Source organism: Thalassospira sp. CH_XMU1448-2 (assembly GCF_037027285.1).
Taxonomy (GTDB): Bacteria; Pseudomonadota; Alphaproteobacteria; order Rhodospirillales; family Thalassospiraceae; genus Thalassospira; species Thalassospira profundimaris_C.
This window is the reverse complement of record NZ_JAYMEA010000005.1, coordinates 176,118-191,329: the sequence shown is the minus strand read 5'-3', so window position 1 is coordinate 191,329 and position 15,212 is coordinate 176,118. Positions and strand designations below refer to the sequence as shown.

General features: G+C 54.9%; 13 protein-coding genes. 3 read left to right on the top strand and 10 right to left on the bottom strand.

The window, feature by feature from the left end:
• Window positions 1–119: 119 nt before the first annotated feature.
• The 4 genes from WA318_RS17465 to WA318_RS17450 form a co-directional block, all read right to left on the bottom strand.
• Window positions 120–2,723: an ABC transporter permease gene (locus WA318_RS17465; protein ID WP_336083187.1), complete on the bottom strand. Its 2,604-nt coding sequence runs from the start codon at window positions 2,721–2,723 to the stop codon at window positions 120–122.
• Between the two features lie 22 nt (window positions 2,724–2,745).
• Window positions 2,746–3,192, bottom strand: a complete 447-nt coding sequence (locus WA318_RS17460) for a response regulator (RefSeq protein ID WP_114097197.1) — start codon at window positions 3,190–3,192, stop codon at window positions 2,746–2,748.
• Between the two features lie 464 nt (window positions 3,193–3,656).
• On the bottom strand, window positions 3,657–4,889 hold the full coding sequence (gene ccmI, locus WA318_RS17455) for a c-type cytochrome biogenesis protein CcmI (RefSeq protein WP_336083184.1): 1,233 nt from the start codon (window positions 4,887–4,889) through the stop codon (window positions 3,657–3,659).
• A 20-nt stretch (window positions 4,890–4,909) separates the two neighbouring features.
• The gene (locus tag WA318_RS17450; RefSeq protein WP_336083182.1) at window positions 4,910–6,892 is read right to left on the bottom strand and encodes a heme lyase CcmF/NrfE family subunit; all 1,983 of its coding nucleotides are present in this window, start codon (window positions 6,890–6,892) and stop codon (window positions 4,910–4,912) included.
• 196 nt (window positions 6,893–7,088) lie between these two features.
• On the opposite strand from WA318_RS17450, the gene WA318_RS17445 reads away from it, so the two are divergent.
• On the top strand, window positions 7,089–8,108 hold the full coding sequence (locus WA318_RS17445; protein WP_114097029.1) for a cation diffusion facilitator family transporter: 1,020 nt from the start codon (window positions 7,089–7,091) through the stop codon (window positions 8,106–8,108).
• 107 nt (window positions 8,109–8,215) lie between these two features.
• Here WA318_RS17445 and WA318_RS17440 read toward each other — a convergent pair whose 3' ends face one another.
• The 6 genes from WA318_RS17440 to WA318_RS17415 form a co-directional block, all read right to left on the bottom strand.
• Entirely contained in the window at window positions 8,216–8,977 is a 762-nt protein-coding gene (locus WA318_RS17440) for a PhoH family protein (protein WP_114097030.1), read from the bottom strand.
• Between the two features lie 337 nt (window positions 8,978–9,314).
• The gene (gene arsJ / locus WA318_RS17435; RefSeq protein WP_336083180.1) at window positions 9,315–10,541 is read right to left on the bottom strand and encodes an organoarsenical effux MFS transporter ArsJ; all 1,227 of its coding nucleotides are present in this window, start codon (window positions 10,539–10,541) and stop codon (window positions 9,315–9,317) included.
• 11 nt (window positions 10,542–10,552) lie between these two features.
• Window positions 10,553–11,569, bottom strand: a complete 1,017-nt coding sequence (locus WA318_RS17430; RefSeq protein ID WP_336083179.1) for an ArsJ-associated glyceraldehyde-3-phosphate dehydrogenase — start codon at window positions 11,567–11,569, stop codon at window positions 10,553–10,555.
• Between the two features lie 38 nt (window positions 11,570–11,607).
• Entirely contained in the window at window positions 11,608–12,645 is a 1,038-nt protein-coding gene (gene arsB, locus WA318_RS17425; protein WP_114097198.1) for an ACR3 family arsenite efflux transporter, read from the bottom strand.
• A gap of 23 nt (window positions 12,646–12,668) precedes the next feature.
• Window positions 12,669–13,181: an arsenate reductase ArsC gene (locus tag WA318_RS17420; protein ID WP_336083178.1), complete on the bottom strand. Its 513-nt coding sequence runs from the start codon at window positions 13,179–13,181 to the stop codon at window positions 12,669–12,671.
• Between the two features lie 29 nt (window positions 13,182–13,210).
• Window positions 13,211–13,543, bottom strand: a complete 333-nt coding sequence (locus WA318_RS17415) for an ArsR/SmtB family transcription factor (RefSeq protein WP_114097034.1) — start codon at window positions 13,541–13,543, stop codon at window positions 13,211–13,213.
• Between the two features lie 160 nt (window positions 13,544–13,703).
• Between WA318_RS17415 and WA318_RS17410 the strand changes: the two genes are divergently transcribed.
• Both WA318_RS17410 and WA318_RS17405 read left to right on the top strand, forming a co-directional pair.
• Window positions 13,704–14,027 carry an ArsR/SmtB family transcription factor gene (locus WA318_RS17410; protein ID WP_114097035.1) on the top strand — a complete coding sequence of 108 codons (324 nt, stop codon included), beginning with the start codon at window positions 13,704–13,706 and terminating at the stop codon, window positions 14,025–14,027.
• A gap of 77 nt (window positions 14,028–14,104) precedes the next feature.
• Window positions 14,105–15,142 carry a permease gene (locus WA318_RS17405; protein ID WP_336083173.1) on the top strand — a complete coding sequence of 346 codons (1,038 nt, stop codon included), beginning with the start codon at window positions 14,105–14,107 and terminating at the stop codon, window positions 15,140–15,142.
• Window positions 15,143–15,212 lie beyond the last annotated feature (70 nt).

The window sequence follows — 15,212 nt, the reverse complement described above, 5'->3', positions numbered from 1 at the left end:
ATTTTAAAAAGGCCGTCCTTCGGGGCGGCCTTTTTTGTTGTCTGCTCGCGCGGCGGACGGATTGGGGGCAACCGGATTCTGCCGCCATTGTGCCGGGGTTTTCCTGTTTGATCTGGAGATTATCCGCGCCAGCCGGGTTGGGACCGCAAGGATGCCATTTGCAAAATCCAGCCGCCGCCAAAACCAAACAGCGCAATCACGCCAAGTGCAAACAGTCCCGTTGACGTGAAAAGCGGCGCAACCTGACTGATATTGATCGAGCCAATCGCAAAGCTTGCGGCAAGTGCAATGCCGGTTCCCATGACGATGCCAAGCATCCCGCTGACCGTTACCACGATGCCGGTTTCAAGTGCGCCGGTCTGGATGATCTGTCGGGGCTGGATACCAAGGGCGCGTAACATCGCAAGTTCCCCCGCCGCGTGCTGGCGCAAGGCGATCAGGCCGGTCACAATCACCAGCACGGCACCAAGAGTGGCAAGCACGGTCTGGGCAATCAGGATGGCGCGCACCTGATCAAACATTCCGGATAATCGTTCAAGGACCCCTGCCACCCGGATCATCGGAACATGGGGGAAGTGACCCTGCAACCGGTCTGCGACCTTTGTGACCGTTTGGTGGGCCACCAGGTCGGGTTCATGCAGGCTCAGGGTCGCGATCACACCATACGGGGGTGGCGGGTCCATGGGGGACAGGACAATCGGAAAATCAAGCGCAAGCCGGGTCCAGTCAATCTTGCGCAGATTGGCGATTTTGACTGTGATCGGTTCGCCCAGGATATTTACCGTAATCTGATCGCCGATGGTAATGCCAAGGGCAGCGGCGATGTCGGCATCAAGCGATGCCAGTCTTTCATTCACACTATCGCGCGTCCACCAGTCCCCGGCGATTAGCCGGCTTTGCGCTATCGATGATGTTGGCGCATTGGTCCAGGACAACCCGCGATCACCGCGTATGAACCAGTGGTAGCGTCTGGGTATCTCGGACAGACTGACCGGACGTCCGTTAATACGGGTAACCCGGCCGTGCAGGAATGGCATCCGGGCAAGGGATGAAATTGCCGGATCACCGGATGCGACGGCGCGGAAAGCATCGCTTTGCTCTGGCGGCAGATCAAAGAATACCAGATCGGGTGTTTGACTTGGTAAAACGGATTTAAGGTGATGACCGGCAATGGTTCCAAACAGGACCACCGCAAGCAGGCATGTGACAGCCAGTCCGAAAGATGCGGCAATGGTGATGGTCGGCGCCGACGGGCGGGCAATATTGCGCAAGGCAAGTCGCCATGCCGCCGAACCATTGGTTCCACGGGCCAATATGGAGGACCCTTTGCGCACCAGCCAGCCCAATCCGACAAAACATGCCAGACACAAACCAAGTACCGCGATCAACAGAACGGAAAACCATCCAAGATCAATCAGCCGAACCGCAAAGCCGGTTGTCGCAAGTATCAGCAATGCCGCCAAAAGGAGGTGCGGCGAACGAAGCGGACCCGATATCGCAAAGGGGGGCGCAGATTGCGAGGACTGGTCGCGAAACAGCGATGCGGCATTGACCTGACATGCCTTGCGGATCGGCCCAAGTGCGATCAGGGTGACAAAACAGACCACAAAACCAAAGATCAGGAGTGCATTGCCGGGGCCCGGTGCAATGACAATTCCGAACCGGGTTGCGACCATCGGGGCAAGGGCGATGGTGATGACATGGCTAAGAGCAAATGCCGCGATCACGGCGGCAAGGGTGACAAGCCCCACCATGCAGCCGATGGTAAAAATCAGCTGAGAGGGCCTGACACCAACGGCGCGCATCAGGGCAAATTCACTGCTGCGCGCGCTCAGGTCCGCGCGCAGGGCATTGCCGATTGCCGTCATTGTGATGGCAAAAATCGCAATTCCGATCAGGCTGGCAAAGGCAGAGGCAAAATCGCCAATACGCTCAATGCCGGGAATACCGTCATCGGCATTCACAATACGCCAGCCGCTGTCGGGAAACTGCTCTTCGATGTCGGTAATGACCCGGGCATTCGACATGCTGCTGTCGGGCGCCCGTTTCAGGCGGCTATACCAGTAAATCTGTTTATCCGATGACAGAAGTTCGTTTAACCCATAGGCATCAAGAGACACCAGAACACGCGGCCCCAGCGAAAAAAGACGAAACTTGCGTTCGGGTTCTGCCAGCAAGGTCGCGCGGATCTGATAGGTCTGATCACCGATAGTGATTTCATCATTCAGTGCCAGGCCGGACTGTTCCAGAAAGCCCGGATCAACAATCGCGCCGCCGACTCCGTCTCGGATTTCCAGCGCGTTCTGTGCTGTGATGCCGGGGGATAGCAGAAGGTCACCATAAAGCGGATATGACCGGTCAATGGCCTTTAATTCCGAAAGAATAGCGGGTGATTGTAACGAAGACCGGATCATGACGCGCTGTTCGGCCGTGATGGCAACTGTGCCAAACTTTGTCAGAAAGACTTTTTCCTGATCGGTTGGTGGGCGATGAAACAGACGCAGTGAAATATCGCCACCAATGGTCTGCTGGGCAGACTGACGCATTGCATCGCGTACCGAATGGGTCAGATTGACTGTCAGCGACAGCGTGGTGATTGCGAAGATCAGGGTGCCAAATAACGCACCAATGCCACTGCCCGGGCGTCGCAATTGACGGAGCGCGAAATACAATCCCGCAGCATAAAGCCGGATTTGGAAAGAGGGTGATGTCAGGCGGGACACGGCAGTCTCGCGGGCAGGTGGGTTACGGCGTCGGGGTAAGTGCCAACCCCAGCCAGAAGGATTCGATCATTTTCATCAGGTCGATGAATTCTGTCACATCCACGGGCTTGCGCAAATAACAGTTTGCCCCGGCGGCATAGCAAAGATCGACATCGTGATCCGCCCCCGAAGTAGTCAGGACGATAACCGGGATTGAAGCCGAATTGGGATCGTTGCGAATATCGCGCAGCATTTCGCGGCCATCCTTGCGCGGCATGTTCAGATCCAGAAGGATCAGACGCGGTCGTGGCGCGTTGCGATATGGACCATCCTGTTGAAGGAACTGTAATGCTGACATGGCATCCTTGACGTGGTGAAGCTCGACGGGGCGTTTGAATTCCCGCAATGCTTCGCGCACAAGGCGTGCGTCACCCGGATTGTCTTCAATCAACAACAGATTATTCGTTATGCCATTTGCGTGAGCCGACATTGCACCCATTATCCAATCGGGTGGGCATTTATCTTATACCCTGTCCCTGTTCCCTGCTTTGTGAGACGCTTGAATTATAATAAGAAAATATAGAAGTGGTTCCCCAACCACCGCTAACACCCCATATTAACGAATAGCATTTTTCTAATTTAGCTACCCTTAAGACTGGTTCTCATACTTTGGCACGAAAATCAATGCAATAAGGCCGTATTAAAGTAGAAATCATTATCCTTACGTATGAAACATAATGTCTCATAAGGGGTGGTGAAAGGGTAAATGGTAGAAAATTTTCATGCAAAAAGGGGGGTGATTCCGGGTTTTTACGTGCAAACGGTTCGCGATAAAGTCCGGATATGGCAATGGCTGCATCATTTTGACGCAGCCATCACAGGAGATTTGCCGTGCAACAGGATATGTGCAGGGATCTTCAACAAGCAAGACTGTTGTCTGGTCCCGCCTGGCGACTAGTTGGTTGCGATTCCGATTTCCCTGGCAAGAGTATCAAACCGTAAAACCATTTCAGGCTGGTCGGCAAAGAATTCGGCAGCCTTCTGATAGGTGGTTTGTGCTTCGTCTGTCTTGCCCAGAACCATATAGGCCTGCATCAGACGCGCCCAGCCATCCGGGTCATTTGGTTCGCTTTCGAGGCGTTCGGCAAGACGGTCAACCATCCCGTTAATCATTTCCTGCCGATCTTCGGGGGTCATTTCCTGGGCAGCTGCCACGTCGTCCTGACTGGGACCAGCCATTTGCGGGGCTGTGGCAACTTTCAGACGGCCCTCGATATCAATACCCTGCGCGAGGGCTGCATCATTGATGCGCTCAACCACCATCGGAACCCAGTTGGCATCGCCAGGTGCAGCATTGACCAGTTCAATCCAGCGATCAACGGCAAGGGCGATGTTGCCATCCTGTGCATCGGCAAGGCCCAGATAATATCCGATGCGCGGGTCCCGGCTATCGGTGGTGTCAGCTTCTTTCAGAACACCACGTGCTGTGGCATTGATCTGGCCATTGTCCCCGCGGATCAGGCTTTCGGCATACATGGCAAGATAATCGCCATCCCGATCCGAAAGCTTGACGGTTTCAAGGAAGGCGGTCTGGGCTTCAACCGGGCGCCCAAGCGCCATCAGGCTGGCCCCCAGAAGTTCCCAGCCTTTAAGGTTTTTCGGATCATTGATCAGCTTCTGCGAAAGGTCGCTGACCGCGCGGTTCAGGACATCGGTGCGTTCGCTGTTGGTTGCCTGTGCATGACGAATGGCGTCGATTTCATCGGCACGACTGGCAATCGGGCGATCAGGCAGGTCAGGCCGACCAAGATCAAGATAAATTCCCAAACCGCCGGTCAGGAACACCAGAATGGCAATGACGGAAACAATCCGGATTGGTGACCCGACCAGTCCCGACGTTACATTTTCGGTTCTGGTCTTGATGCGCTGATCCGCATTGAGGATGCGGCGCTGTACTTCGATGCGCGCAGCATTGGCCTGTTCGGTACTTAAAACACCGCGTTCGATATCGCGGTCAATCTCGGCCAGCTGATCGCGATAGACTGCAAGGTCGTGATCAAGCTCGATGTTGCCGGTTTCTTCGGAACCAGAAGCCCCGGTTGCTGATTGGTGCTGTCGCAAGACAGGCCAGAGAACAAAACCCGCAACAAGAAGCGTAATGGCGGCAAGAACAATCCAGATGGTCATAAGGTTTCCTGTCGTATCGCTTATTCTGCAGGAACGGCCTTGGCCGCTGCTTTGGGGGAACGGGTGGGGGCGCCAATCCGGTAGCGTCGGTCAGACAGTGACATCAGACCACCAAACACCATGATAAGTCCACCTGCCCACATCCAGGGGATCATCGGTTTGACATAGAAACGCGTGATCCATTTGCCGCTTTCATCCTGATCACCAATCACGGCATAGATATCGCCGGTGAAACTTGAATGAATGCCTGCCTCCGTGGTGGGCATCCCTTCGACCGTATAGACACGTTTTTCCGGTGTCAGGACAAGGGTGCGTTCGCCCGGGGTGGTAATTGTGACGGTTGCCTGACGGGCAACAAAGTTTGGTCCCTGATATTCACGGATATCAGAAAGGGTAAAGGTATGGTCTGCGACATGCGCACTTTCACCCACGGCAAGGGACTGAACGGCTTCGTTTGTCCACGCCTGTGACCCGGTAATCCCGGCAACCACAATGGCAACACCGGCATGGGCCAGCATCGTACCATGCGCCGAGCGCGGAAGATTGCGCATCCGGCGCAAACTGACACCAAGCGGCTCACGCATGAGCTTGATCCGTCCGGCCCATTCAAGGATTGATCCGACAAACAGCCATGCTGCAAGCCCCATCCCGAACAGGGCAAAGGCCGGACCGCCTGACAGCCACATCGTAATCAGGACGATGACCACTGTGGCAGCCAATGCGATTTTGAGCTTGTTGAAAACGCCCAGAAGGTCGGCGCGTTTCCACGGCATCAACGGACCAAAGGCCATGGCAATGATGACCGGGGTCATGATCGGCACAAAGGTCGAATTAAAGAATGGTGCACCAACAGAAATCTTTTCGCCATTCAGGGTTTCAAGCAACAGCGGATAAAGCGTTCCGAGCAACACCATGGCTGCGGCAATCGACAGAAGCACATTGTTGAAAACAAGCGCGCCTTCGCGCGAAATCGGCTGGAACAATCCGCCGCCCTTAAGGCTGGGTGCACGCCATGCATAAAGGCAAAGCGACCCGCCAACCGTAATGAACAACAGGAACAGGATAAAGACCCCGCGGGTCGGATCGGTGGCAAAGGCATGCACAGATGTCAGCGCGCCCGACCGCACAAGGAAGGTTCCCAAAAGCGAGAAGGAAAAGGCAAGGATGGCCAGGAAGATGGTCCAGCTTTTCAGCGCATCACGCTTTTCAACCACGATGGCCGAATGCAGCAACGCTGTGCCCGCAAGCCAGGGCATGAAGGATGCGTTTTCAACCGGATCCCAGAACCACCAGCCGCCCCAGCCGAGTTCATAATAGGCCCACCAGGAACCCAGCCCGATCCCCGCAGTCAAAAAGACCCACGCCGCCAGCGTCCATGGACGTACCCAGCGTGCCCATGCCGGATCAACCCGGCCTTCAATCAGGGCAGCGACCGCAAAGGCAAAGGCAACCGAAAAGCCGACATAGCCCAGATACAGGAAGGGCGGATGAATGGCGATGCCCGGATCCTGAAGCAACGGGTTCATTCCCTCGCCATCAAGGGGCGGGTTGATCACCCGTTCAAACGGGTTGGATGTCAGAACGATGAACAGGATAAAGCCAACCCCGATCAGTCCCATGACACCAATCACACGCGCCAGAAGCGGCGGCGGAAGATTCCGTCCAAAGGCGGCAACCGCCCCGCCAAACAGGGTCAGGATCAGCACCCAAAGCAGCATGGACCCTTCGTGATTGGCCCAGACACCGGTGATCTTGTAGATCATCGGCTTGGATGTGTGGCTGTTTGACAGCACATTGAGAACCGAGAAATCGGATGCGACATAGGCATAGGTCAGCGCCAGAAAACTTGTGGCGACCAAAGCAAAACAGGTGATGGCCAAACGTGGCGCAACCGCAAGAAGCACAGGGTCCCGGCGCGAGGCGGCCAAAAATGGCAAGGTCGCCTGAGCAAGTCCGATGACCAGTGACAAGATCAATGCGTAATGTCCGATTTCTACAATCATTAGGTTCTCTCTCATGCGCCCGATTGCGAGATATAATCTCTGAAAACAGGCTTTGAAACCTTGCGGAATATCAAATATGCGCTATTTGCTGCACAACGCAGGGCAAAAATGTGGCAATAGTCATTACATATTATGCTCAAACAGGCTATAAAACCGCTGTCAGGTGGCAGATTGGTAGGCCAGAGGTCAACAACGTATGAGTCAATGTCCTGTCATTGACATAGCGCAGAAGGAAACCTGGGCGCGTCGCGCGACGACGGCTTCCATTGTCATTGCTGCGACTCTGATCCTGATCAAGGCTGTTGGCTGGTTCCTGACCGACTCAGTAAGCCTCCTTTCGTCCATGATTGATAGTATGCTTGATGTTGGTACGTCTGTGATCAACTTCATGGCCGTACGTTCTGCATGGCGTCCTGCCGATCATGACCATCGTTTCGGGCATGGCAAGGCCGAACCGCTTGCCGGCCTTTTCCAGTCTGCCTTCATGATCGGGGCGGCTGTTCTGGTTCTGGCCGAAGCCGCTTCGCGTCTGAGCGCGCCAAAACCGATTTCCTTTGCCGTTGAAGGCATGTGGATCATGGCGGTTTCACTGGTGATGACCGTCGGTCTGGTGCTGTTGCAGCGCAAGGCTGTCCGTATGTCGGGCTCCGTCGCGGTCGATGCCGATTCCATGCATTACAGCAGTGATATATTGGCAAACCTTGCGGTCATTATTGCACTTTTTGCCGGAGTATCGGGCTTTGCCTGGGCCGATCCGGCGATTGGCGCGCTGGTGGCAAGTTTCCTGCTTTATGCTGCGATCAAGGTCGGGCGGAATTCGGTCAAGGTCCTGATGGATGCCGAATTGCCCGATTCCGACAGCCAACGCATCATTGAACTGACCATGAAAAATGCATCGGTGATTGGCATTCATCGTCTGCGGACCCGTTCATCAGGTGTGCATCGCTTTGCCGAGATCGAACTGATCATGGATGGCGGCATGTTGATGCGCGAAGCCCACACCATTTGTCATCAGGTGATGGACAGCATCCGTTCCGAATATCCTGACCTTGATATCACCATCCACCCGGAGCCGCCCGAAGACATCCATCTTGATGAATTCAGCGGCTATACCGAGGATCCGGAATTCTGGCATACCGGGCGCGCCAAGCGTGCCGGTCAGCATGACATACCCGTTTCCAATTCGGGCGGCGAGATTGCCGCGATGGGGCGCTAGGACGCGCCAAAGAGTTTGCCTTGTTGGCGATAGCAGTTTCACTGGCGCAAAAAAGTGGCGGACCCTTTCGGGCCCGCCTTTTCTTCTTTGGTTTGCTGTGTCGGAACTCAGAGAACCGTAAGCATGCTTGCAACCAGCGGATGGCGAACAATGTCTTTGTCACGCAACTGGACGCAGGCGACATCTTCAACATTTTCAAGTCGTTCGGACATTTCCGAAAGACCCGACATTTCCGGCAGAAGGTCGGTCTGATCGGGATCACCGGTCAGGATCATGGTTGAATTCCAGCCAAGACGCGTGACCAGCATCTTGAGCTGTCCGTATGTGCAGTTCTGGGCTTCGTCGATGACGACGAAGGCATTGTTAAGCGTACGGCCGCGCATATATCCGATTGGTGCAATTTCGATGGTGCCATCGGAAAGATAGGTGCGCAGACGTTTGGTTCCGAGGCGATCATTAAGTGCGTCATAAAGCGGGCGAAGATACGGGGCCATCTTGGCTTCGACGTCACCGGGCAGGAAGCCGATATTTTCACCTGCTTCAACAGCCGGGCGGGCCAGAACGATGCGGCCGATATCGCCTTTATCAAGGGCTTCGACAGCTTTGGAGACTGCGATATAGGTTTTACCTGTTCCGGCCGGGCCAAGGGCAAGAACAAGGTTGAAGGCATCAATGGCCTCCATCAGTGCGGCCTGGTTTTCACTTTTCGGGCGGATGTTGCGGCGGTAGCTTTGATCGCGTTGTCCTTTCGGTTCTGCGGCTTCCCCCTGAAGCGGGTGCCAGTCAGCGTTCTTTTCATCGAACAGTTCATGGACATTGTTGTCGGACTGTTGCGGACGGTTACGACGGCGTGCTGCGCGCTTACCCATGACGATCACCTCATCAAATGTGCCAAAAAAGCAAAACGCGCCATTCCGTCATGGAAAGGCGCGCATTCAATTTTCATCTTGCGATGGAAGTGGCGGTAGGAGTTTCCGCCGGTCACAGCATGTTGCATGTGCGATCCGGGGGGCGAAAATTCTCGTTGTAAGACGCTTTTTCGCGGCACTCGGGAACTCCTCCTGCGGTCCAGTGATTGACCGTTAATTGGAATCGTACCCCTATATGCAGTGTCTTGTCACGATTTTTTGCGCGATTAAATTTTCGTGAATCTGGAAAATGAGTCTTTTCATATATTTATCCCGCATATGCGAAGGAACTTTTTGTTCAACTCTGCGGTGTGGCGGTCATTCTGGTCGGAAGAGCCGCGCTGATGATCCAGCTGATGGTCAAAAACGCAATCGATGTCACAAGGCACCCGACCAGTCCGCCATAGTAATAGGCAATACCCGAAAGAATGGTGCCGCTCAGGCGTCCGATGGCGTTGGACATATAATAGAAGCCGACATTCATCGCGACCTTGTCCCCCTCGGCATAGGCAAGGATCAGATAGGAATGCAGTGACGAATTGACCGCAAAGACAATCCCGAACACCAGCAAGCCGCCAAGAACGGCAAGTTCCGGGGCGAAGTCCTGAACGATGGCGGCGGCAATTGCGGTTGTCACCGCGATCAGGGCGGCAATCCAGAACCGGGCGGTTCTGCCATCGGGTTCATGGGATTGCGCGCGCAGCATCTTTGGGGCGATGGCCTGAATGAAGCCATATCCGATAACCCAAAGCGCCATGTAACTGCCGACTTCGATGTGGCTCCAGCCAAGTTCGGCTGCCAGAAAGACCGGAAGGCCGACCACAAACCAGATATCGCGTGACCCGAACAGGAACAGCCGTGCCGCTGACAGGACATTGATCTTGCGGTCGCGGGAAAAAACATCGCGGAATTTGGGCTTTATCTTGCCTGCCGGACCTGCCATCGCATCGCCAAGCGAAAGCGCAACCGCGATCAGTGTAATGGCAAGGCCACCGGCCATGGCAAGTAATGCACCGGAAAAGCCAAGCCCGGATAAAAGGGCGCCACCCATGAAAAAACCGACACCCTTAAGGGCATTTTTCGATCCGGTCAGAAGCGCAACCCATTTGAAAAGTGCCCCCTCGGCATTGGCAGGCACCAGAACCTTGATTGCCGATTTGCTCGACATCTTTGTCAGGTCCTTGGCGACACCTGATGCGGCCTGAAGCCCCATGACATAGGCGACCGAAACCGCCGGAAGCCAGTCCGGACTGGTCAGCGACAGGGCTACAAGCGATGCGATCTGAAGAACCAGACCGCAATAAAGCGTAAAGCGCAATCCGCGTGCCTGTGCTACCCAACCGCCGACCAGATTGGTAACGACCCCGGCGACTTCATAAAGAATGAATAAAAGCGCGATCTCGAACGCGGAATAGCCCAGCGCATGGAAATGCAGCAGGACAAGCATCCGAAGCGCCCCGTCGGTCAGGGTAAAGCCCCAATAGGCCCCGGTCACCAGCGCGTAATTGCGGATTGCAGCCGACATCAATTGTCCCCTTACAGGCCTTGTGCGACTTTGGCAGCGAGATCAGCCATCCGGCAGACATATCCCCACTCATTGTCATACCAGGCCAGTATTTTGACCTGCCGTTTGTCGATCACCATGGTTGATCCGGCATCAATGATCGATGAGCGGGAATCGTTCAGGTAATCAACACTGACCAGCGGGCGTTCCTCGTAACCAAGGATCCCGGCCAGATAGGTTTCAGATGCCTCGCGCATAAGGCGATTGACGGTTTCAACATCGGTATCGCGCGCAACCTCGAACACGCAATCGGTCAGCGATGCGTTCAAAAGCGGCACACGCACGGCAATCCCGTTCAGTTTGCCCGCAAGCTCCGGATAGATCATGGTGATTGCGGTGGCTGAACCGGTGCTGGTCGGGATCAGCGATTGCAGGCATGAGCGCGCCCGGCGCAGGTCATTATGTGGCAAATCGACAATGGTCTGGGTGTTGGTCACATCATGAATGGTGGTAATCGATCCATGCACGATGCCAAGCTTTTCATGCATGACCTTGACGACGGGTGCCAGACAGTTGGTCGTGCAGCTTGCCGCCGTCAAAAGATGATGGGTCGCCGGATCATAAAGATCATCATTGATCCCATAGACGATATTAAGTGCGCCTTCCTTGACCGGGGCGGCGACAATCACCTTCTTCACTCCCTGATCAAAATAGGGCTGAAGTGTTTCGGGTGTTTTGAACTTGCCGCTGCATTCCAGAACGATGTCGCAGCCCATTCCGGCCCAGTCGGTATCACCCGGTGTCGGATTGTCGCTAAATGAAATTCTGTGGGTCTGATCAATCACCACCTGATCATCGATACAATCGACCCGGTTGGTCCAGCGCCCGTGAACGGAATCAAACTCCAGAAGATGGGCTGCTGTTTTGGCGCCGCCCTTGATTTCATTAATATGAACGAAATCAAGGTTCGGGTGTCCCCATCCGGCACGCAGAACCAGCCGTCCCATGCGCCCGAAACCGTTAATGCCAACGCGAATTTTTCTGGTCATATCACTATCCTGAAATTTCCAAGGCTGTTGATGGCCCGTTACATGTTCGGGGTCTGGTTGGCCGGGGCGAACCAGCCACGCGACCGGTTGGCAATTGCGACAAGTGACAGCATCACCGGCACCTCGACCAGAACACCAACCACGGTCGCAAGGGCGGCACCCGATGAAAACCCGAAAAGTCCGATGGCGGTGGCAACAGCAAGTTCAAAGAAGTTCGATGCACCAATCATCGCAGACGGGGCGGCGATCCTGTGTTCAACACCCAGAAACTTGTTGGCGACATAGGCGATTGCGGCAATGAAATAGGTCTGCAAAATGATCGGCACGGCCAGAAGGGCAATGATCATCGGCTGTGCAATGATCTGCTGGCCCTGAAAGGCAAACAGCAGGACCAGCGTGCTGAGCAGCGCAATCATCGAAAGCGGTTTGAGCTTTGCATCAAAGGCGTTGAAGTGATCAATCCCGCCCTTCATCAGATGACGGCGAATTGCCTGCCCGAAAATCACAGGGATTACGATAAAGGCGATGACCGATATCGTAAGTGTTTCCCACGGAATGGTAATCGCCGAGATGCCCAGCAAAAGTGCAACAATCGGGGCAAAGGCAAAGATCATGATCGTGTCATTCAATGCCACCTGCGTCAGGGTGAAGTTGGCATCCCCCTTGGTCAGATGCGACCAGACAAACACCATTGCCGTACAGGGTGCTGCACCAAGCAAGATCAATCCGGCGATATAGCTTTCAATCTGGGCTTCGGGCAAAAGCGGGCGGAACAGAAACCCGATGAACAACCAGCCAAGAGCGGCCATGGTGAACGGCTTGATCAGCCAGTTCACGCCAAGCGTCACACCAATGCCGCGCCATTGCTGGCGGACTTCGTGCAGGGCGCCGAAATCAACCTTCATCAACATCGGCACGATCATCAACCAGATCAGGATCGTGACAGGAAGGTTGATCTCATAGGCGGTCAGATTACCAATCGCTTGAAACTGATCTGGCAAAAGCTGGCCCAGAATAATGCCCACAACGATGCTGGCCGCGACCCAGACCGTCAGATAGCGTTCAAATAATCCCATGGTGCTTTTCTCTGATGCGCTGTTCATGCGTCCTCATGATCTGATATCTGGCCAATTTTATCGATTTCCTGCTGCAAGGACATCCGGTCCAGTGATTTGAATGGCAGGCTGGTAAAGACCGAAATCCGGTTGCGCAGCATGCGATAGGTATCGGCAAAGGCCAGACGTTTTTCGGCTTCGCTGCCGGTGGCGTCGGCCGGGTCGGGCACGCCCCAATGGGCCGTCATCGGCGATCCCGGAAAGATCGGGCAATCCTCATTGGCGGTGGCGTCACAGACCGTGAACACGAAATCAAACTTGATGATGTCCTGTTCGGAATAGACCTCCATCGCCTTGGAGGAAAAGGCATCCGTGTCATGGCCAAGACTTGCCAGCAGTTCCTTTGCATAGGGATGGACCTCGCCACGCGGATAGGATCCGGCGCTATAGCCAAAGAAGTGGTCGTACCCTTCCTTCTTCAGGATGGCTTCGGCCAGAATGCTGCGTGCCGAATTGGCCCGGCACAGGAAAAGCACATTATAGGTACCGCCAGACATGTTTCCGTCCTTTGCAAAGACAGGTTGGATTAACAGCAATCGCCCTTGGTCGCAGGAGAAAGCCCACACAGTTCAGGTCGCCCCTGACAGCAGTCATCTGTCAGAAACCCAAGCAGATCGCGCATTTCTTCGGGCACGATCCGGTAAATCATTGATCGTCCGTCACGTGTCGCCCTGATCAGCCCGGCATTGCTCAATGTCGCCAGGTGTGAAGACATTGTGTTGTGCGGGATACCGATCTGGCGCGCCAGTTCACCTGCGGCCATGCCGGTGTCTCCGGTCGTGGCAAGCAGTCGAAAAGCAGCCAGTCTGTGTTCCTGTGCCAAGGCGGCAAGCGCGGTAATTGCGTTATTTGTGTCCATATGTCGGGAAATATCGACATATCTGGGAAAAGACAAGTGACAATTCTGTGTCATCCGCCGTCCTCGACAGACAGGTATGGGGATTATTCAATATATACAGTGCATTAAGGAATGCTGGAAAATATCTTTAAATAACTAGAAGCATAGTTATAATGAATGCATGAAAGAAAAAGACATCGCACCTGCCTTTGCCGCACTGGGTCATGAAGCCCGACTGAAAATCTATCGTCAACTGGTCAAGGCCGGGCGGGATGGATTGAATATTGGCGAAATCGGTCGTTTGCTCGGACTTCCGGCATCTACCCTGGCCCATCATCTGGGCACGCTGGTTCAGGCCGGTCTGGTGACACAGGAAAAGCAGGGCCGCGAAACCCGCAACCGCGCCGATTTTGATGTGATGCAAAATATTGTCGGCTTCATTGCTGATGAATGTTGCAGTGGTGTTGATCTTTCCGTTCTGACATCTGCCGCCGAGGCGGAATAAACCAGCAGTAATTCAGGGGCTTGCAGACGCGGGTCTTTCATTTGCGATAATATAACCAATTTTCTAGGGATATAGATATGACTGCCCTGACCATGCAACTTCGCCGTATTGGTGTATCGGCCCGTCAAATTGACCGGGTTCTGTTGGCGGCCTTGGCCATATTGCTGGCGGTCTATTTGTTTGATCCCGCCCGGCTTGTGCCCAGTATCACCTTTACCCTTGATGCCTTTATCGGGACCGCGCCCTATTTGCTGCTGTCCATCGGGATCGCCGCCTATGCGACGGCAAGCGGGGCGGATAACCTGATTTCGCGCGCCTTTGCCGGGCATCCGGTGCGGATGGTCTTTACCGCCGCGGCCTTCGGGGCTTTGTCGCCATTCTGTTCGTGCGGTGTGATCCCGCTGATCGCTGCCCTGTTGGCCATGGGGGTTCCGCTTGCTCCGGTTATGGCGTTCTGGCTGGCGTCGCCTGTGATCGACCCGGCGATGTTCGTTCTGACCGCTGGTACATTGGGCACCGACTTTGCGGTGATCAAGCTGGTTTCTGCCATTTTCCTTGGTCTGATGGGGGGCTTTGTCACCATGTGGCTGGTCGGACGCGGTTTCCTGTCTGATCCCTTGCGCGACGGGGTCGGGAATGGCGGATGCGGCGGGGCGAAGGTCCGTGCCCCCAAGGATGTCGTCTGGAAATTCTGGCAGGATGGCGAACGGGTGATGAAGTTCCGCAAATCGGCCATCGCCAATGTAATCTTTCTGGGGAAATGGATGGCCTTTGCCTTTTTGCTTGAAAGCATGATGGTTGCCTATATCCCGGCAGAAAGCGTCAGCGGTTTGCTTGGTGGCGAAGGTGTCGGGCCGATTGCCATTGCAACCCTTGTTGGTGTTCCGGCCTATTTGAATGGTTATGCCGCCCTTCCGGTGATGCAGGGCCTGATTTCACAGGGTATGCAATCAGGGGCCGCAATGGCGTTTCTGGTGGCGGGCGGGGTTTCGTCGATCCCGGCGGCGATTGCGGTCTTTGCGCTGGTCAAGAAGCCGGTTTTCGCCCTTTATCTGGCATATGCGCTGGCTGGATCGTTTGCAATCGGGGTTGTTTCGCAGGTTTGGCTGGCCTGAACATGGCAATACATGCCCGATATGACGAATTCACGGTGGCAATAGCGGTAAAAATCGCTACATTGCGCGC

Bases quoted from the DNA above. Each gene is read 5' to 3' on its own strand.
- ccmI (WP_336083184.1), bottom strand. From the start codon at position 4,889: ATGACCATCTGGATTGTTCTTGCCGCCATTACGCTTCTTGTTGCGGGT.
- WA318_RS17450 (WP_336083182.1), bottom strand. From the start codon at position 6,892: ATGATTGTAGAAATCGGACATTACGCATTGATCTTGTCACTGGTCATC.
- WA318_RS17410 (WP_114097035.1), top strand. From the start codon at position 13,704: ATGAAAGAAAAAGACATCGCACCTGCCTTTGCCGCACTGGGTCATGAA.
- arsB (WP_114097198.1), bottom strand. From the start codon at position 12,645: ATGGGATTATTTGAACGCTATCTGACGGTCTGGGTCGCGGCCAGCATC.
- WA318_RS17445 (WP_114097029.1), top strand. From the start codon at position 7,089: ATGAGTCAATGTCCTGTCATTGACATAGCGCAGAAGGAAACCTGGGCG.
- WA318_RS17405 (WP_336083173.1), top strand. From the start codon at position 14,105: ATGACTGCCCTGACCATGCAACTTCGCCGTATTGGTGTATCGGCCCGT.
- WA318_RS17440 (WP_114097030.1), bottom strand. From the start codon at position 8,977: ATGGGTAAGCGCGCAGCACGCCGTCGTAACCGTCCGCAACAGTCCGAC.
- arsJ (WP_336083180.1), bottom strand. From the start codon at position 10,541: ATGTCGGCTGCAATCCGCAATTACGCGCTGGTGACCGGGGCCTATTGG.
- WA318_RS17460 (WP_114097197.1), bottom strand. From the start codon at position 3,192: ATGTCGGCTCACGCAAATGGCATAACGAATAATCTGTTGTTGATTGAA.
- WA318_RS17430 (WP_336083179.1), bottom strand. From the start codon at position 11,569: ATGACCAGAAAAATTCGCGTTGGCATTAACGGTTTCGGGCGCATGGGA.
- WA318_RS17415 (WP_114097034.1), bottom strand. From the start codon at position 13,543: ATGGACACAAATAACGCAATTACCGCGCTTGCCGCCTTGGCACAGGAA.
- WA318_RS17420 (WP_336083178.1), bottom strand. From the start codon at position 13,181: ATGTCTGGCGGTACCTATAATGTGCTTTTCCTGTGCCGGGCCAATTCG.